Annotated in this window: 14 protein-coding genes; 3 read left to right on the top strand and 11 right to left on the bottom strand. The window is 42.9% G+C overall.

Going from position 1 to position 18,887, the window contains the following annotated elements; genetic code table 11:
- Positions 1-144: 144 nt before the first annotated feature.
- Positions 145-1,866, bottom strand: a complete 1,722-nt coding sequence (locus QR40_RS13630; RefSeq protein WP_044295515.1) for an ABC transporter substrate-binding protein — start codon at positions 1,864-1,866, stop codon at positions 145-147.
- Positions 1,867-2,139: 273 nt separating this feature from the next.
- Between QR40_RS13630 and QR40_RS13625 the strand changes: the two genes are divergently transcribed.
- The 3 genes from QR40_RS13625 to QR40_RS31795 all read left to right on the top strand — a co-directional run bounded on the left by QR40_RS13625 (position 2,140) and on the right by QR40_RS31795 (position 4,362).
- On the top strand, positions 2,140-3,513 hold the full coding sequence (locus QR40_RS13625) for an RHS repeat domain-containing protein (RefSeq protein WP_465231369.1): 1,374 nt from the start codon (positions 2,140-2,142) through the stop codon (positions 3,511-3,513).
- Positions 3,514-3,525: 12 nt separating this feature from the next.
- Positions 3,526-3,873, top strand: a complete 348-nt coding sequence (locus QR40_RS13620; protein ID WP_044295512.1) for a hypothetical protein — start codon at positions 3,526-3,528, stop codon at positions 3,871-3,873.
- Between the two features lie 324 nt (positions 3,874-4,197).
- Entirely contained in the window at positions 4,198-4,362 is a 165-nt protein-coding gene (locus QR40_RS31795; RefSeq protein ID WP_160295811.1) for a hypothetical protein, read from the top strand.
- A 480-nt stretch (positions 4,363-4,842) separates the two neighbouring features.
- Here the strand turns inward: QR40_RS31795 and QR40_RS13615 are convergent, their stop codons facing one another.
- The 10 genes from QR40_RS13615 to QR40_RS29845 all read right to left on the bottom strand — a co-directional run bounded on the left by QR40_RS13615 (position 4,843) and on the right by QR40_RS29845 (position 18,874).
- A complete protein-coding gene (locus QR40_RS13615) occupies positions 4,843-5,766 on the bottom strand; it encodes an AEC family transporter (RefSeq protein ID WP_044295510.1) in 924 nt (307 codons plus the stop codon).
- A gap of 21 nt (positions 5,767-5,787) precedes the next feature.
- Positions 5,788-7,194, bottom strand: coding sequence for a Sapep family Mn(2+)-dependent dipeptidase (locus QR40_RS13610; RefSeq protein ID WP_044295509.1), 1,407 nt, complete (start codon positions 7,192-7,194; stop codon positions 5,788-5,790).
- A gap of 892 nt (positions 7,195-8,086) precedes the next feature.
- Positions 8,087-8,209, bottom strand: coding sequence for a hypothetical protein (locus tag QR40_RS32585; protein ID WP_255348072.1), 123 nt, complete (start codon positions 8,207-8,209; stop codon positions 8,087-8,089).
- A gap of 52 nt (positions 8,210-8,261) precedes the next feature.
- Positions 8,262-9,479 (bottom strand): [FeFe] hydrogenase H-cluster maturation GTPase HydF, encoded by a 1,218-nt coding sequence (gene hydF / locus QR40_RS13605; protein WP_044295508.1) that lies wholly within the window; start codon positions 9,477-9,479, stop codon positions 8,262-8,264.
- 64 nt (positions 9,480-9,543) lie between these two features.
- Entirely contained in the window at positions 9,544-10,962 is a 1,419-nt protein-coding gene (hydG, locus tag QR40_RS13600) for a [FeFe] hydrogenase H-cluster radical SAM maturase HydG (protein ID WP_044289739.1), read from the bottom strand.
- Positions 10,963-11,013: 51 nt separating this feature from the next.
- Entirely contained in the window at positions 11,014-12,075 is a 1,062-nt protein-coding gene (gene hydE, locus QR40_RS13595) for a [FeFe] hydrogenase H-cluster radical SAM maturase HydE (protein ID WP_044295506.1), read from the bottom strand.
- 23 nt (positions 12,076-12,098) lie between these two features.
- Positions 12,099-12,344, bottom strand: a complete 246-nt coding sequence (locus QR40_RS13590; RefSeq protein ID WP_044295504.1) for a TM1266 family iron-only hydrogenase system putative regulator — start codon at positions 12,342-12,344, stop codon at positions 12,099-12,101.
- Positions 12,345-12,686: 342 nt separating this feature from the next.
- Positions 12,687-14,120, bottom strand: coding sequence for a TrkH family potassium uptake protein (locus QR40_RS13585; protein WP_027296556.1), 1,434 nt, complete (start codon positions 14,118-14,120; stop codon positions 12,687-12,689).
- A 59-nt stretch (positions 14,121-14,179) separates the two neighbouring features.
- On the bottom strand, positions 14,180-15,538 hold the full coding sequence (gene trkA / locus QR40_RS13580; protein ID WP_027296555.1) for a Trk system potassium transporter TrkA: 1,359 nt from the start codon (positions 15,536-15,538) through the stop codon (positions 14,180-14,182).
- A gap of 345 nt (positions 15,539-15,883) precedes the next feature.
- Entirely contained in the window at positions 15,884-18,874 is a 2,991-nt protein-coding gene (locus QR40_RS29845) for a YhgE/Pip domain-containing protein (protein ID WP_052430846.1), read from the bottom strand.
- Positions 18,875-18,887 lie beyond the last annotated feature (13 nt).

Genomic DNA, 18,887 nt, shown 5'->3' with positions numbered 1-18,887 from the left:
CGTATCAAATTTTTACCTATAAATAAACAATTCCCCTTCAAATCTTTAGTCCTTTCAAAATGCACCAAAGGTTGTCCTGTAAATCCGGAAATATTTTCCGGATTGGCAGGCCAACCTTTTAACTGCTTATTTTATTTTTTTGAGTTATTGCCAGTTCCACTGGTCAACATTATTTACGATGGACCATCCATGTCCATGAGGATGAATTTTCTGATCTGCTACCTTTAATCCATCTCTTACAAAGTAAAGGTGATCTACGTTGCATAACCAGATCCACGGTATATCACCTTCCTGGGTAATTCCATCCGTTCCATCCCACTGAGCTTTCTGCCACAGTTCGTAGGAATCTTCCAGACTGGATGCTTCTAAAGCTTCATCCATATACTTGTCTACCTTTTCATTTGCATATGGTGAATACTGTGCAAGTCCGGTATCCGGCATAGAATGGTAGATATTGTAAAGTTCCATCGGCGTATGTGCGCCCCATCCCCATACAAGAGGCTCTGACTGTGCTCTGTCATAAGCGACATCCCAGCCTACTCCTTCGGTAGTTATATCCATGCCCAATTCTTTCAGCTGATTCTTAGTATCCTCTGCTAGTGCCTGACGCACGGAATCTCCGGTACTGTACATTAACGTAAATGCAGCACGGACACCATCCTTTTCACGGATTCCGTCACTGCCTTCTTTCCAGCCGGCGTCATCCAGAATTTTCTTTGCACCTTCCAGATCGTACTGCACCTGGGCATCCGCATTATACCATGGCATTTTATCACATACGCTGTATGCCGGTGTACCGTAACCATTTAATACATTCTGAATCATCTCATCCCGGTCAATACCGATATTTATCGCTTTTCTAATTGCAATATCAGATGTCACATCACTTCCGTAAGTTACACCGTCTTTTTCTTCCGGTTTCGTCGTTGGCAGATTAAAACCTCTGTTATCCACGCTTGCCACCGACAACAGATTATATCCGCTGATCTGCTGGTCTGCATAGGAAGCTGCCGTATGAGCCACATCTACCTGTCCCGCCTGAGCTGCTGCAAGTGCTGCTTCTTCTTCCATAAATAAAACCGTTACCTTCTTAATCTTCGGTGCCTCTCCATAGTAATCCGGATTAGCCTCAAAGATCACCTGCTGACCTTTGTCCCACTGCTTCATAATATAGCGTCCGGATCCGATTGGATTCTGTCCGTAATTTTCATTATAAGCATGTTCCGGAACAATTCCCACGATCGCCATGGTGTAAGGCCAGATTGAAAATGGCTTTTCCATATGGAATTCTACCGTTGTATCATCTACCGCAACCGCCTCTTTTAACATGGTAAAATCGTTAACGGAACTTTTTTCTTTAACATTATTATATGTAAATGCAACATCCTTCGCTGTAAGCTTCTCGCCATCTGTAAACTTTACATCATCACGTATTTTTACGGTCCAGGTCAATCCATCTTCACTGGCTGAGTAATCCGTAGCAAGATCTTTGTCTATTTTCAAATCCGTAGTTGTAACCGTCAATGTGCTCTGAATCAATGGCTCATGTACATGTTCGCCTGCTCCCCAGCCATATGCCGGATCAAAACCAGACTCTGGTTCCGATGTTGTGGGCATGGTCACTACAACTGAATCCTTGCTGTCTGCCGCAGTTTCCGCGGCTTCTGATCCCTTTGCTGACTCTGACAGCGCCTTTGTTTCATTTTCAGGCTTTGTTTCATTCTCTGTTTTTGCTTCACTTGAACTTTCTGTTTTGGCACTTGTCTGGGCATTGGTTTCATTTCCGTTACCAGATGCACCGCATCCGGCTGTAAGCCCGATTACCATGCAGCATGCACATACGATACTGACAATTCTTTTCTTCATTTTTTCATTTCCTTCCGTTGTTATGTATAATGACTCATCTATCCTCCAGAACATATCTGAAAAACAAATTACAAAAACTGATACTTTTTTACATTATGTATTGAGAGTATATCAGTAAAAAACTCCCTTCACAAGCCCATGAGGGGGATATTTTTTTAAACATTCACTATGCAATACACCATCTATATATACTTTAACTTTTCGTGACTGAAATCATGTTGTTCAATACATAACGCCGCAGTACAGCACTACCTTAAGCTATAATATTAATACATCGAGGGGATTGCTTACGACGAGCTAATCAACCGCATTTCAAAAACAGAGAATGGTGTAACAACTACCTACACTTATAATAACCTGAACCAGCTTCTTACCGAAAATGATATCACTTACACATATGATGGAAATGGAAACCAGATAAGCCGATCAGAAGGTACTGATCAGGCAGTATACACTTATGACCCCAGTGGAGCACTTACCAGGGCAGTTGTCAAAAATGGAACGGGGACTGCCACGGAAACCTACGCTTATGACTGGCAGGGCAACCGGATACTCAAGAAAACAGGCAGTGAAGAAATTCACTACGTACTGGATACCAACAACTGGATCGCCCACGTTATTGCAGAAACGGATGCCTCCGGGCAGCTGAAGGCACACTATACACGAGGGGATGATATGCTGATCTCCCAGGAGCGGGACGGTACAGATGCTTATTATATCTATGACGGGCATGGTTCTGTAAGGATGCTTGCAGATGAAAACAGTGAGGTCATAGACCGGTATGATTACGATGCGTATGGCGTATTGACTGGGACGACAGGAACAACGGTAAACCCATACCTGTACGCTGGAGAACAGTACGACCAGACAACCCGCCTTTATTATTTAAGGGCAAGGTATATGGATCCTTCGGGTGGAAGATTTGTCAGTATGGACCGGTATGCGGGAAGTATTTTTGATCCGGTGAGCCTGCATAAGTATTTGTATGGGAATGCGAATCCGGTTATGTACCGGGATCCTACGGGGTACTTTTCCATGTCGGATATGATGGGGTCATTAGGGATTCTGGGTGTGCTGAATGGTATCCCCACTTCCAACTTACTGGCAGGTTTAGGCATACTCTTCAGTGGTGTCCTGCTGACACAGGTAGTAATTACACCCCGGGATATGATGGAAGGATACTTTGTTAACCCATTCCCGGGAAATGTTGGACAGGATATACTGAATGGGAACACTGCAATATGGGAAGTATTTGAAAACAGTTCTTTGAATACGGCAGGACAGATACTTGGACGGGTCCTGGAAGTGTTCGGGAGTGATACGGATTCGCAGGCGGTGTTTGAAGTTCGGGGTGAGGGAGTTAGTGGACCTGATGATTCTATAAAAACAGGCGACAAAACTCCCGATGGTAGATCTTTTTCTAAACATGGGGCTGAAAGAGCTAATGAAAGAGGATTTTCAAAAGAAGTTGTTGACACCATAATTAATAATAACAAGAAAAAAAGAAAATCTAAAGTCGATGGTCAAGGTCGTAAAACTTGGGAATATACAGATGCACGTGGAAATAAAGTTGTAACTAATGAATCAGGTGGAATTGTATCAGTTCATTCACCAGCTCCTGGTGGAAAATATATTCCTAAAAAATAGAAAGATGAGATTATGAATAGAGAACTATTACTAGAATTAGCTAAATCAATAAATACCGAATATGAAAGTGGAATATGGTTTGAATTAAATTCCTATCTGGAATATGAAGAATCGAAAATAATTACCTATGATTTAAAGTTTGAAGAAGAAAGGAAGTGTTTTATTCTAGAAATTAAATTAAAAGAATGTAATAAAATAGACATAGATGATTTTTTTAAAGGTTTGGTCAGGTTTATTGAATATAAAGATTCTACTTTTTATGTAAGGTGTGTAGAACAAAATAGTATAGATTACTTTTTATTATCAACTATGGATAGTGAAAAAGGTGTTTTTTTAGAGTTGATATTCAATTCAAAGTAAATATAATAATGGTTAGCCGAAGCGTTTTTGAGATTTTTCCTTAATCCTCTTGACCGCCACAAACAGTAGAAAAGAACCGGCAGTCAAAGGGCTTGCCACGAAAGCGGTGGAACATCCTTGACGGACTGTTTTTTCTGCTGTATCTTTCGGAAGAGGATAAGTAAAATCGGTTTAATTAACTACATGGCGGAAGTGTCATTGTTACGTTGTTGGATATTCAATTGTAATTCAGTTTATTTTAGAAACAGAAGAACAGGAGACGGAACCGGCATTGGAAAATTCACAAGCCTGGAATAAAATTCCATCGGTGATATTGCCCCATCCGTGGATGCCAATGAAAGAAGGACTTCCTATGCGCACGATGTCTTTGGCAAGCTGACAAAAATCATTTATTTTGACCATACCTTTGAGCTGTTTGCATATGATCCGGAGCACCGCAATACCAAGGCAACCAACTGCTTAGGGCAGACCGTATTAATTGTTATTTAAAAAACGACATTTCTATGGTAATAGGAACCCAAATTGCATTATTAAATTGAAATATGGGCGCTAAGACTAAAGCATATGGAGCCGAATTCTAAATTTTGCTTGATTATGTGCAGTGACAAAGAACATGTGGAAATTAGATTTCACAAGGTCCGCGAGAATGAAATTAGATGGTTAGCAGAGGCACTAGAAGGTTACGAAGACGGAGCAGTGGGGTATGTTGTGGTTTAGGTTCTTGATATTGGATTTGGAATTTATTAAGCAATAGATTAATATTCGCCCGGCTTTGCGGGGAATGTCCCCAGAGGTTATGCCGTATTATGGCATAACCTCTTTAACCTTGCGCCCGGTAGCAGGAAGGATATAGCCGAGACAAGGGTTCCCATCATAAGTGTGGAATCTAAAGGAAGCCTGATATTGGAAACATACTAATCGGTGGGCAAATATATGCTTATTACTACACGAAAATATTACAGAGTAAATTTAATTTAAAAAGAAAATATAAATGAGTGGAATCGTAACCAGTGAACAAACCGTAGTCAAAATCACACCGGACGACGCTGTTTTTACATCTTTTTGATATTGCTCTGAGAACATTACAACCATGGATGCTGTAGGCATACCTATGGACAATATAATACTTGCTGCAATTACCGGGTCCGGAAACAAAAAGCGGGCAATGGGCAGGCACAATAGAGGGTAAACCAGCAGTTTTATCAGTACAATTCCGTACAGTTTCTTTTCCGAAAAAATTTCCCTCATAGAATAACCCGCCAGCAGACTGCCCAGAATCATCATCGAGAGTGGTGTGGTAATGGATCCGATGGTGCCTAATGTCTCTCCAATAACCCCCGGTACGGGGATATCCAGAAGAAAAATAACCAATGCCAGGAAACTTGCCACAACACCGGGATTCAAAATCTTTTTTATATGGAAACCGCCTTTTTTCATCCGTTCTCCGGTAATCAGGCGAATCCCATAGGTATAGATAAGAATATTAAAAAACATATGTACTACGGTGCAGTAAAAAATTGCGCTTTTACCATACAGCGCATCTAAAATGGGAAATGCCATAAAAGATGTATTGGAAAAAATCAAAAGTGTCCTGAAAATACCTTCTTTTTCCTTCTGCACCCGAAGCAGCTTCACTGCAAAATAAGAAAAAACCGGCAATAGGGCGTATAAGCACGCCCCTGACAGGAATATTTTAATAACAACCCCTTTATCACCGATCTGTCCGGTACTTACCGAACTAATAATAAGAGCAGGACATGCAAAACGAAGAATCAGTGTTGTCAGCTTCGAGGTTGTCCTCTCGTCCAGAATGTCTTTTTTTTTCAGATAATACCCTAATGCAATTAAAATAAATAACTTTACCAGCGCTGTCACAATTCCTGTGTAATCCATAATGTCCTGCCTGTTCCTATTTTATTTTTTACAGAGCTTTACAATGACATCTGCAAAAATTTTCGTACTCATGACCAGCATGTCGATATCCATAAACTCATCATCCCCATGCATATGGTTATCCACTTCCGGTACCATGCAGCCAAATGCAACACCACGCTCGAGCCCGTGAACGTAAGTACCTCCGCCGATTGCCAATGGTTTTCCTTTTATTCCGGTATAAGTCTCATAGCTCTCAAGCAGCGTCTGAACAAATACGGAATCACCTGGAACATGATGAGGCGGGGTCATCGGTCCCTCTTCCATTGTAAGCCCTGCTTCTTCCATATTCTTTTTCCCAACCTTTGTAACATTTTCTTCTGTACCGCAAATTGGTACACGACTGTCAAACTGTCCGCTTAAGTTTGTTGGAGAATATTGAAATACACCCAGGTTCATGGTGAGCTTTCCGGATATTTCATCTTCCATATCAACTCCCATGCCCTTTCCATAATAGTCATTATGAGGAAAGAGCTCTGCCAAAGCCCTGATTCTGTCAAATCCCTGGCTGGGTGCTGCTTCAAGTCCCGCCAGCAGCTGCAGCAGCGCAGTCAATGCACTGTTTCCAACCTCCGGCGTGGAGGCATGTCCTGCTACACCCTTAGCAGTTATCACAATCTCTTCTTGGTTTTTCGTAACGGTAAACTTAACCTTTGTCTCATTTTCTGCCTTTTTCGCTGCATCTAACGCCGCCTGTTCCTCTAATCCCAATATAACCGCTTTTGCATTTGCAGGAACTACATTTACCTTATCTCCGCCCTGGATTTTCACAATCTTGGGCAAAGCTTCACAGTCTTCAAAGGCAGCATGAAATTTTTTCGAAAAATGCCCTTTCTCAATATTAATTACCGGATAATCTGCATCCGGGGTAAAACTCATGGGTGCCTCTTTTTCAATTCCATAATAGTACACCAGATCAGAAGAACCACACTCCTCATCCGATCCCAGAATCAACCGTACATTATAATCCAGTTCAATCCCAAGATCTTTGATAGCCTTCATGGCATATAAGGCTGCCATTGCCGGTCCCTTATCATCTGCCGTACCTCTTCCGTATATTTTTCCATCTCTGATCACCGGCTTAAACGGTTCTGTAACAGTCCAGTCTTTTGTCACCGGTACCACATCCAAATGTGCCAGAATATCAAGCTGTTTCTCTTTTTCATTAAAATCCCCGGTCACAACACGATTTTCATAATTCCTGACTGCAAATCCATAAGAATCCATCAGTTCTTTTGCAGCTTCCAGTACTTCTGCCGGTCCTTCCCCATATGGTTTTCCCGGTTCCTCCTGTGTTCTCTGGCTGTCAATTCTGACAAGCTTCATCACATCGTCAATCAGTTGTTCCTTATGTGCATCAATATATGCGTCAATTTGTTCTCTGTACATGATGTACCTCCTTGATAATTTGCATTGCTTTTATTGTACTGCTAAGTTGGGGAAACATCAAGGTGCAACTTGGAACGTACATGATAAATTTGGGTTTAGCTGAGGAAGGGGACGCTTTGTAGATTGAAGTAGTGTGCGGAAAGAGAAGGGGGCGGACCATGGCAGGCGTTTGGAAGGCTTACCGCAGAACTGGCATTTTCTAACCTTCCCAGAGCGCTTTTTGGCGGCACGCGGGCATTCGCTCCGAAATCCTGATGCATTTCGCAGCTCACTGCCCGCTTAGTATCCGATGGGAGCCAGTCGAATACTATCCGCCAAAAAACACTCCGGCAAGGTAAGTAAATGCTCAAATCTGCTATACGCCTTCCAAACGCTTGCCATGGTCCGCCCCCTTCTCTTTCCGGGATGCAGTTTATTGATACAAAGCTGGTTTTCTCAGCATGGTTGGGCCCTGGGGTTGTGGCATGCTGTACGCTATTGGCATAGAACACAAAAAACCAATAAACCAGCTGGATGTTATCACTCTGAACTGTCTCTAAATTTTACTACAGTATATTTGTGGTTATAGTACCTACATCCAGTTAAGTCTGTGATCAGGAAAGCAGGTAAAATTTCGTCTTATCATCCCCCTTTCACACTGAACTGCCGTAACACACTCTGCTGCTTCCAAAAACGAACAGACCGTTACAACCCAAGGGTCTCCAACCTGCTGAGAAAACCAGCTTTGTATCAACGAATGCTATCTCGGAAAGATGGGTGTGGGAAACTGGTATGGGCGGAGGAAGCGTAGAGCAGAGCTGAGTATTTACTTAGCTTTCCGAAGTGTTTTTTGGCGGATAGTATTCGACTGGCTCCCATCGGATACTAAGCGGGTACTGAACCGAGAAATGCATCAGGATTTCTCGGTGAATGCCCGCGTGCCGCCAAAAAGCGCTTCGGAAAGGTTAGAAAATACCAGTTCTGCGGCCAGCTGACGGAGCCCATGCCAGTTTCCCACACCCATCTTTCCGTACACTACCTACATCTACAAAGCGTCTTTAATCGGCAAAACCCAAATTTTAGCTTCATCAGTTTATCTTCTCATAAATAAAAGGGAATATCTCCAGGCTCCTCTTCAAGATCCCCTGCACCTGGGCAATAAACATCCCATAGTTTGTAATCGGTACATTGGCATCTTTGGCACATTGTATCCGGTACTTCATCTCCCGTTCATTCAGAGTACAGCCGCCGCAGTGAATAATCAATTTGTATTTCGATAAATCAGAAGGAAATTCCACTCCGCTTGTAAACTCCAGATTAATTGCTGCTTTCGTGTATTCTTTCAGCCAGGCGGGAATCTTAACTGTTCCGATGTCATTGCACTGTCGATGGTGGGTACATCCCTCCGAAATTAATATGGTGTCTCCATCTTTTAGATTCTCTAACGCTGCCACCCCTTCCACCAAAGTCTTCAGATTTCCTTTATGCCTTGCAAAAAGAATGGAAAATGAAGTGAGCAGAATATCCCGGGGTGTTTCTTTGTCAGCCTGTTTGAAAGCCTGGCTATCAGTTATTACAAGTTTTGGGGGCTGTGCCAGTTTCTTAAGGGTTTTGGCCAGATCCACATCCTGTACCACTAACGCAGATGCCCTTGCCTCCAGGATATCCCGAATTGTCTGCTGCTGCGGCAGAATCAGCCGGCCCTTTGGAGCCGCTTTATCTACAGGCACTACCAGCACTACCATGTCAAGAGGATCCAGCAAATCCTGCACAATAGGAATTTCCGGCTTATCATACGGTGCCTGGCTTGCGATCAGTTCTTTTAGCTTATAAATATTTTGTCCGGTAACTGCACTGACTGCTATATAATTGGGACGCCCCAGGCATAATTTATTTATCTCGTCTTCCGATAGACTCTCTGACTTATTAAAAACTACTACATAAGCAATCTGTTTCTCTTCGATCTTTTTCACCAGCGCATAATCCTGGCTGGTCATTCCAAGGGATGCATCCACCACCAAAACGGCAATATCTGTTTTGTACAGGACCTGATAACTTTTTTGTACACGCAAAGCGCCAAGCTCCCCTTCATCATCGATCCCAGGTGTATCAATCATTACTACCGGTCCCAGGGGAAGCAGTTCCATTGCCTTTGACACCGGATCCGTCGTCGTTCCTTTTACATCCGATACTATTGCCAGGCTCTGGCCGGTGATCCCATTAATGACACTGGATTTTCCTGCATTTCTTCTCCCAAAAATCCCAATATGCACCCGGTCAGCCGAAGGTGTACTGTTTAATCCCATAGGTGTCCTCCTAACCTTATCTAAATATCTTAATCCTAATCTTTATCTAACGAACTTAATCTCATCAAAACCTGAAGTCTCGTTTTCCTTCTTCTATTTCCTCCAGATTCCGGCATAAGATTTCCCGGATCTTTTCCTTTGGAACATTTCCAATTTCATTTTTGATCAGCTCATAACCAATCCTCCTTGTGTCTTCCGATGCATAATCCAGCAGATACTCTTTCAGAGTCATAAGTGCGTTTGGATGACAGCAGTTCAGGATCTGACCACTCTTACACAGGCTCATAAACCTGTCGCCGGTTCTTCCCTCTCTATAACAGGCTGTACAGAAGCTCGGTATGTACCCTAACCTCATAAGCCAGTTTACGACCTCATCCAATGTACGATTATCACTCACATCAAACTGGGATGAATTATCGTCTTCTTCTTCCGGGTGGTCATAACCTCCTACACTTGTTCTGGATCCGCCGCTGACCTGAGAAATTCCCAGATGCAATACTTTTTCCCTGCATTTCTGGCTCTCTCTGGTGGAGACAATCATGCCGGTATAGGGCACGCTGATCCTGATACAGGCAACTAGTTTGGCAAAGGTTTCGTCATCAATACCATTATCAAATGCATTCGGGTCAATATCATCTGCATGACGGATTCTGGGCACACTGATGGTATGCGGTCCAACCCCATGCACAGCTTCCAGATGTTCCGCATGCATTAACAATCCTACAAACTCATAGCGAAACAGTTCGAGCCCAAAGAGCACACCGATCCCAACGTCATCAATACCGCCCTCCATTGCACGATCCATAGCCTCCGTATGATAAGTATAATTATGTTTCGGACCTGTGGGATGCAGTTTTTCGTAACTTTCTTTATGATAAGTCTCCTGAAATAATATATAAGTTCCAATTCCCGCATCTTTTAATTTCCGGTAATTTTCCACGGTCGTAGCAGCAATGTTAACATTCACACGGCGGATTTCTCCGTTTTTATGTTTGATACTGTAAATTGTTTTAATGCTTTCCAGCACATATTCTATGGGACAGTTTACCGGATCTTCCCCCGTTTCCAATGCCAGACGCTTATGTCCCATATCCTGCAGTGCCACAACTTCTTTCACAATTTCTTCCTGTGACAGCTGTTTTCTAGCAATATGTTTATTCTTCGCATGGTATGGACAGTAAACACAACCATTCACACAATAATTTGACAGATACAGCGGCGCAAACATAACAATACGGTTGCCATAAAAATCTTTTTTAATCTGTTCCGCCAACGCATAAATTTCCTGATTCTTTTCTTCTATATCACAGTCCAGAAGAAGAATGGCTTCCCGATGGGTAAGGCCTTTTCTCAGTTTCGCTTTTTCAATCACTTCGCTTATCAGTTTTTCATTATGCTTATTTGCCTCTGCGTAAGCCAGCGTGTCTAAAATTTCCTGATGGCTGATAAATTCTTCTGCTTTTAAAGATTTTATATCATACATAATTTTACCTTCTCTCGTATTTTCTATGATTTTATTCCATGAAACGTCAAGTTACCTGAAATCCACATTGTCCCCTCTGGACACAACTACTTCATACCCGATAGAACGCATCCTGCGCTCCATGCACTGTCTGCATTCAGCCGCTTCATCTCCGGTACAGATCTTATTGTCATAAAGGAGGTATTTATCCCGAACGCCCTGTGGTGACAGATTCGGCATCACCACATTGGCACCTGCCAGAATGCCCAGTTCCCTGCCTTTTGGATGAATCGTCCCAAGCGCTGTGGTTGAGGGCAGTAATGCCTTTGGCAGCATCAGCCGCAAAAGTCCCAGCATAAAAAGAGTTAATTCCAGCGTTCCGCTTTTTTCTTTGGCAAAAGGTGTATCGTGATGGGAAATAAACGGTCCGATTCCTACCATCTGCGGCTGCAATTCTTTTAGGAATAACAGATCCTCCGCCAGATTCCCGGCAGTCTGACAGGGGGATCCTACCATGAATCCACTTCCCACCTGATACCCAATCTTTTTCAGATCATACAGACAATTCTTTCGTGCTGCTCCGGATAGCTTTGCGGGGTGCAGTCTGGCATAATGTTCTTCATTTGCCGTCTCATGACGCAGCAGATAACGGTCCGCCCCTGCATCAAAGAACAATTTGTAGGTCTCATAAGATTTTTCTCCCACAGACAGTGTGATGGCACAATCCGGATACTTATCACGTATACTTCTTATGATATCCGCCATCCGTTCATCGGTATAGTAGCCATCTTCACCGCCCTGCAATACAAACGTACGAAATCCCAGCAGATATCCCGTTTCACAGCAGCCTAAAATTTCATCTTTACTCAATCTGTAACGAATGGCCTTCTTATTGCCGCTTCGGATACCGCAGTAATAGCAGTCGTTCCTGCAGTAATTGGTAAATTCAATCAGTCCCCGGATATAGACATCGTGGTTGTAATATCTGGTTCTGACCTGTCTCGCCTTTTCAAAAAGGTAGTCACTGACCTCCTGATCATAATTCAGAATCAGATAGGTGAATTCTTCCGCACTAAGAACCTGACAGACAGCGAGCCGGTCAATATATTCTTTGCAAATTTTTCTATGTTCCATATATTTTTTTAACACCTCCCTAATCAGACTTTTGAGTAAACGGTCTTGGTATTGACACCGCTTAGCATTCCCAGTTTACCAGACAGTGCACTGATCGCATCCTGCGGAGCATCCAGGATAACACTGATAATTGAAACTTCTTTCGGACGGTAAGGTACCCCCATCCTTCCCACCACATATTCTGCATATTGGTGGAGCAGATGATTCACTTCCTCTGCCGCCCGGTTGTCTTCTACTATAATTGCAATTACTGCAATCCTTGTATCCATATTTCACTTCCTTTCCACGCAAAAAAGCCGGTACTAATTACAGCACCGGCTATAGAGCATGTTTAACAAATATACACTGCCGGAAACTGCTGTTCCGCCAGTGTTTTCATTTTGCCTAAATTAATGACTTTGTCTTCATGGCCCTTTCCCCTCAGGTGCTGCCCTTTGGAGTTTGGAGATATGATAATTATACCATGGTGCTATATTATTCACAAGATAAAGTTCCTTTTTCTCGCTACTGGCTGGATTGAGTACTAGTTACAAAGTCACAATATCAGAGTCTGTTTGAGAATGCATAGCGCTACCTCCACGTAGTCAGAGTCTGTTTGAGGATTCAGAGCGCTACCTCCACGTAGATGGAACAAATAAAATCAGCATCGGCAGCAGTTCCAGTCTTCCTGCCAGCATATCAAAAGACATCACAAGCTTAGACAGATCGGAAAAAGCCGCATAATTTCCGGTAGGACCTACTACGCCCAGTCCGGGCCCTACATTGTTTAAGGTTGCCGCGATTGCGGTAAAGTTTGTGGTCATATCCATATTATCCAGGGAAATGATCATCAGGGAGATTACAAAAATAACTGCATAGATGACAAGAAATGCATTTACAGAACGTACAACATCATGTTCGACCAGCCTTCCATCTATTTTAACTTTCTTGATGCTCCTTGGATGGGAAATCATTGTAATCTCCTTTTTTACCCCTTTAAATAAAAGGATTATACGGGATACTTTAATTCCCCCTCCGGTACTGCCTGCACAGGCACCAATAAACATTAACAGCACCAGTATCGTCCGTGCTATTTCCGGCCAGGTCTCATAATCTACCGTGGCATAACCGGTGGTGGTGATAATGGATCCTACCTGGAATGCGCTTTGGTGAAATGCCATAAAGAAAGAAGGAAACATATCCCTGACACTAAAAGCAATCACCAGTATGGACGTACCTATGATTCCAAGATATGCCCATAATTCACCGGTCCGCAGCGCTTCCTTCGGCCGCTTAACCAAAAACAGATAGTAAACATGAAAATTAATTCCAAACAAAATCATGAAAACCGTAACAATTCCCTGCAAATAAGTGGAATAACTGCTTATGCTGTCATTTTTAATGGCAAAACCACCGGTACCCGCAGTACCAAAAGCAATGGTAAGGGCATCAAACAATGGCATTCCCCCTATTAAAAGAAATACAATCTCTACGACGGTCATTCCCAGATATATGCCATATAAAATCATTGCGGTTGTCCGAACCTTAGGTACCAGTTTATTAACAGATGGTCCCGGTGATTCCGCTCTCATTAAATGAATGCCCGAATCACTTTTCGTAGGGATAATTGCCAGTATAAATACCAGCACACCCATACCCCCTACCCAATGGGTAAAGCTTCGCCAGAACAATGCTGTCTGGGACAAACTTTCCACTTCTGTTAATATACTGGCTCCGGTTGTGGTAAATCCGGAAACGGTTTCAAAAAATGCGTCCGTCATAGAGGGTATTTCCCCTGATATGACGAAAGGCATGGCACCTAAAATACTCAGTATAATCCAGCTTAGGGCAACAATAACCAGACCTTCCTTTGCGAACATGGTCCTGTCTTTCGGTTTCTTAAATGTCATGGTGAAGCCGATAGCCGCACACAACAGCATAATAGCAGCAAAAGAAAATCCGCTTTTCTCTTTGTATATTATAGATACGATGCATGGGAGTGCCAGGAAGACAGCTTCAAAATAACAGATATATCCCAACATGTATCTAATCATTGCGTAATTCATAGTTCCCTCCGGGCCGCCTTTTACAGCGGCTCAAGAGCGTACACGCTCTATACCTTTCTTTAATTTAGTAAAATATCGCTGATATCGTTCAGCCCCATATTTGTAGTAACAATTACAACCGTATCTCCCATTTTTATTACATCTTTTCCTTTGGGGATAATAATCTGTCCGTTTCTATGAATACAGGCAATTAAAAGACCATTTTTCAGTTCCAGCTCTTCTAATGAAATATTCAGAAGCGGCGCGTTATCTTTTATAATAAACTCCAGTGCCTCTACTTTATTTCCAACCAGCCGGTACAGTGTCTCAACATTACTGCCTATGGAATTTTTCATTGCCCGGACGAAACGGATGATACTTTCTGTCGTAACATATTTGGGATAAACAACACTATCCAGATCCAGCCCATCAATGACTTCATCAAAATTAATGCTGTTGATCTTTGTTACCGTCTTCATCTCGCCTTTACTTCTGGCAAACAACGACAATACAATGTTTACTTCATCCAGGTTGGTAAGCGCGATAAATGCATCCATACGGGCAAGTCCCTCTTCCAGCAATAAATTTTGGTTGATTCCATCTCCGTGAATCACCGTTGCTTTCGGAATCAGCTCACTGAGTACTTCACATCTGTCCCTGCTTTTTTCCACAATTTCCACATCAATTCCCATGCGGAGCAGCTGATTTGCCAGATAATAGGCAATGGAACCTCCTCCGACGATCATTGCTGTATGTGCACGGTTTGTTCCAACCTTAATATGTTTAAAGAAACTATTTGACAATTTTGGCGGTGCAACAATCGATACAATATCTTTTTCATGCAGTACAAAGGTACCGGTAGGAATGATGACTTCGTCCTTACGTTCAACCATACATACCAGAACATTACATCGCAGCTTTGATGTAATTTCCCTTACCTCCATATTATGTAAAACAGAACCTTCACGGATCTTGAACTTCAGCAATTCCACCCTGCCTTTTGCAAAGGGCTCAATTTTAATTGCCGATGGAAATCTCATAACCCGTGCAATTTCCATTGCAGCTTCATACTCGGGATTTATAACCATTGCAAGTCCCAATTCTTCCTTAATAAACCGAATCTCATGATTGTATTCCGGATTTCTTACTCTGGCTATAGTCTGGCAGTTACCTGCCTTTTTCGAAATCAAACAGCAAAGCAGGTTCAGTTCATCCGAACCGGTAACCGCGATCATCAGATCCGCTTCTTCAATTCCCGCCTCTACCTGGGTTAAATAACTGGCACCATTCCCCACCAGTCCTATTACGTCAAATTCATTGGATAAACTCTGCACCACATCATATTTGCGGTCAATTACTGTTACACTGTTTTCTTCCTTACTAAGCTGCTCCGCCAGGGTTGCCCCAACTTTTCCGCAGCCTATAATAATAATCTTCATGTTTTCCTCCAAAGTGTCTTAATAAAATCTTTTTTTCTTTTCGCATAATTTTAATATAAAATTATCATGATTATGTAAAATTTTAATGCGAATTTAGTATTATGCCACCAATTTTAATGTGTTCTTAATACGCATAAAGACATTGTACTCAAAGTGGATGAAATAAGCAATAGGGAAAAGGTTTTTTTAGGATAAACTTATGAATCATTACTTAAAATAAAGAATCCTATGTACAAATAAAAATCTTAGACGTGGAAATGAGAATGCGGCTGGCAATAGCCAGCCTCATTCTCACTCTGTTCACCGCTTCTTATCTGCAATACATATTTTCACAGTAACATTCTGCTACTTTGATACCCCCGCCGTTTCAATCACAAATTTAACACTACTCTCTTTATCATCCGCAGTGCCGGCGAAAGTTTTATACTCCTTTCCGGCATCCAGAACTTTATCCAATCTGTCCAGGACACTCTGAATATCCCCGTCAACCGTATCTTTTAATTTGTCCACTGCCTCTTTATCAAACTTTTTCATGCCCTTATTTAATTCTTTGGCACCATCATACAATTCGCCAACACCAGAAGACAGATCCGTGCCTCCTTTTGCCAAGGCGGCAGTTCCTGTTTTTAACTGCGTACTTCCATCTGCAAGCTTTCCGATTCCATCACTGAGTGTGGCTGCTCCTGCTGACAGCCGGCTGCTTCCCTCTGCTAATTGTTTGGTGCCGTCATACAGTTTTGACGCACCGGTATTTAAATCCTGGCTCTTATCTGTCAGAGCTTTCGTCCCTTCTTTTACCGTTTTTCCGGCCTTTTCCAGATCGGAAGCTCCGGATTTTAATTTTTTCCCTTCCTGTTTAATCCGCGCAGCACCGTCTTTCAGGTTTTTAACTGCTTTGTTTAATTCTGCTGCTCCGGTTCTTAAGTCTTTTCCGGCACCCAATACAGCTGAAGCACCGTCTTTCAGGGCTTTATCGTTGCTACCTAATTCCGCTGTTCCTTCTTTTACCGTTTTACTTCCCGCCTGTACGGCTGCTGCACCGTCCTGGAGCTCTTTGTTATTTTTCTGCAGCTCTGAGATTCCGTTCGTTAATTCCTGGTTGTTTGCCGTCAGATTTTTAGCGCCTTCTGTCAGTCCGTTTAGAGCCTGTGGAAGATCTTTTGTCTGCTCAGACAACAATCCACTTAAACCGCCAAGCTGTTCTAATCCCCCTGCCAGAGATTCCGATCCTTCTGATACTTTCTGAATACCGTTTGCCAGTTCTCTGGCACTCTTCGCCAGCTGGCTGACGCCCTGGCCGTTAATATCATTACTCTGGCTTTGGTTTGGCTGATTTGACTGGTTTGTCTCATTTGACCGGTTAGGCTGTTTCTGGTTTTCCGGTTGCTGATTCTGCTGGGCAACCAGGGAATTCAGGACTGATTTTTGTAATTCAATACTATAGTTCATCTCCTGGATACTTGCATCCAATGCCCCTGAATAAGTTTGATAGGCATCACTAAACTGTGACTTTAAAAGTTCAGGAACGGAAGAAATTTTACTTCTGACATCATTTAAGGTTCGCAGGACTTCTTCATTTTGGGCAATCGATGACTGCAGGCTTGTGATAGCACCTGACTGGTCTGTTCCCACGGAATCAGTCCGGCTGCCCGGATTTCCTGAAGCATTCCCAGATCCGCTTACTGATCCGCTCATAGACTCCAATACCGACGCCAATTGGTCACTTTTTTGATATAAAGTATCCATATTTTCGGATAACTTAGCCGCATTTTCTCCTGCGCTTTTGATTCCGCCGTTAATTCCCGTTATTCCGTCCGGCAGACCGGATGCGTTTTGCCCCAGCTGCTGAACACCTAAAGCAAGGTTTGTTGCACCTGCCACGTATTTTGCCGCACCCTCTTCCACTTTTCCTGCTCCCGCCACATACTGTGCGGTTCCTGCTGCCAGCTGGTCAGCTCCTGTCACATATCCCAAAATTCCGGATGACAGTTTCTTAGAGCCTTCAACATACTGAATTGCTCCTGCTGCCACCTGTTCTGCCCCATCTGCATACTTTGCGGCTCCATCTGTTAATTTTTTAGCTCCATTCACATACCGGGTAGTTCCATCTGCAAGGGCTCCTGCTCCATTTACATATTGTACGGCTCCGTCAGACAGTGTATTGGCACCCTTTATATACTGGCTTAAACCACTGCTAAGTGTACCGACACCACCGGTATACTGACCAATCCCGTTTTTCAGGTCAGATGCTCCGGTGTGCAGAGTTTCGATCCCATCATTTAACGTATTCAGCCCGGTAATCAGTTCTCCCTTTTTACTGTTCAGGGTTCCGATTCCTTCAGCCAGTTCTCCCATTTTTTCATTTACGGTTCCGGTTCCGTCTTTCAGAACTATGCAGGCATTCTTTAACGTCTTTACTCCTTTCAGAAGATCTCCGCTGCCATTTACCAGCTTTTCCGACGCAGATTTCATATCATTCAGAGAATCCTTCAATTCATCAAGGCTGTCTGTCTTATCCAGTCCAAATTCTGACAGAGTATCTGCTGAAGCAACCGTAGCAGTCATAGCCAGTGTAAAATCGGTTGCATCTGCCGTTACATCAAAGGAATCCGGCAAGTCAATATCTTTTCCAAAATCAGTATCCTTTAGTTTCAGGGAATCTGACAGCCCGGGGAATCCCATACCGATTACGATATTTTTACTTCCATCTGAGATTACCTTTCCGTTTGTGACCTGAACATTGGTAAAATTGGCAGTCGGAAGAATAATACCGGTCACCATCGTAAATGGCGTATACACTTCTCCATCTTTGGCTTGGTTGATATAAGAAAAATGGATTCTGACCTTTCCGCTCTTTCCCGCCAGATCATCCGGGCTGATTTCTTTCTCATCCAGAAAATATGTCACTTTCACTTCAACGGGAAGGGGCTTATCCGTCTCTCCCTGGTAGTAAATATCATTGCCGTTCGCTTTCCAGACAAGGCTGCTGCCATTCTGTTTAAATGTTTCATCACCTTTGACATTTTTAATATTCTGCAGATCTGAGGCATCCTGGATTACCACATCCGTTCCTGAATTTTTCAGCCAGTCGCTGACAATCACCTTATCGGTACTTCCATCTGCTTTAGCTTTTACATAAACCGTTTCTTCTTTATCAACATCCTGCTTTGCCTCTGTCTGGTTTTCCACCTTTTTTGTTTCCTGTTTACCATCTTTTTTTCCGGCATCCTTATCGGAAGCATATACCACTCCTGCGTCCAGACAGCAGGTACTGCCAGCCACCATAACAGCTAGACCGGCAGCCAATGTTTTCTTTAACACTCTATTCTTATTCATGATTCTTATCCTC

This window comes from Robinsoniella peoriensis, assembly GCF_000797495.1.
Lineage (GTDB): Bacteria > Bacillota > Clostridia > Lachnospirales > Lachnospiraceae > Robinsoniella > Robinsoniella peoriensis.
This window is presented reverse-complemented; position numbering and strand designations above follow the sequence as displayed.

Excerpts from the sequence above, each read along its gene's own strand:
- QR40_RS13590 (WP_044295504.1), bottom strand. The coding sequence starts at position 12,344 with ATGGATACAAGGATTGCAGTAATTGCAATTATAGTAGAAGACAACCGG.
- hydG (WP_044289739.1), bottom strand. The coding sequence starts at position 10,962 with ATGTATGATATAAAATCTTTAAAAGCAGAAGAATTTATCAGCCATCAG.
- QR40_RS13620 (WP_044295512.1), top strand. The coding sequence starts at position 3,526 with ATGAATAGAGAACTATTACTAGAATTAGCTAAATCAATAAATACCGAA.
- QR40_RS13630 (WP_044295515.1), bottom strand. The coding sequence starts at position 1,866 with ATGAAGAAAAGAATTGTCAGTATCGTATGTGCATGCTGCATGGTAATC.
- QR40_RS13610 (WP_044295509.1), bottom strand. The coding sequence starts at position 7,194 with ATGTACAGAGAACAAATTGACGCATATATTGATGCACATAAGGAACAA.
- QR40_RS29845 (WP_052430846.1), bottom strand. The coding sequence starts at position 18,874 with ATGAATAAGAATAGAGTGTTAAAGAAAACATTGGCTGCCGGTCTAGCT.
- QR40_RS13585 (WP_027296556.1), bottom strand. The coding sequence starts at position 14,120 with ATGAATTACGCAATGATTAGATACATGTTGGGATATATCTGTTATTTT.
- hydF (WP_044295508.1), bottom strand. The coding sequence starts at position 9,479 with ATGGGATTAAACAGTACACCTTCGGCTGACCGGGTGCATATTGGGATT.
- trkA (WP_027296555.1), bottom strand. The coding sequence starts at position 15,538 with ATGAAGATTATTATTATAGGCTGCGGAAAAGTTGGGGCAACCCTGGCG.
- QR40_RS13615 (WP_044295510.1), bottom strand. The coding sequence starts at position 5,766 with ATGGATTACACAGGAATTGTGACAGCGCTGGTAAAGTTATTTATTTTA.
- hydE (WP_044295506.1), bottom strand. The coding sequence starts at position 12,075 with ATGGAACATAGAAAAATTTGCAAAGAATATATTGACCGGCTCGCTGTC.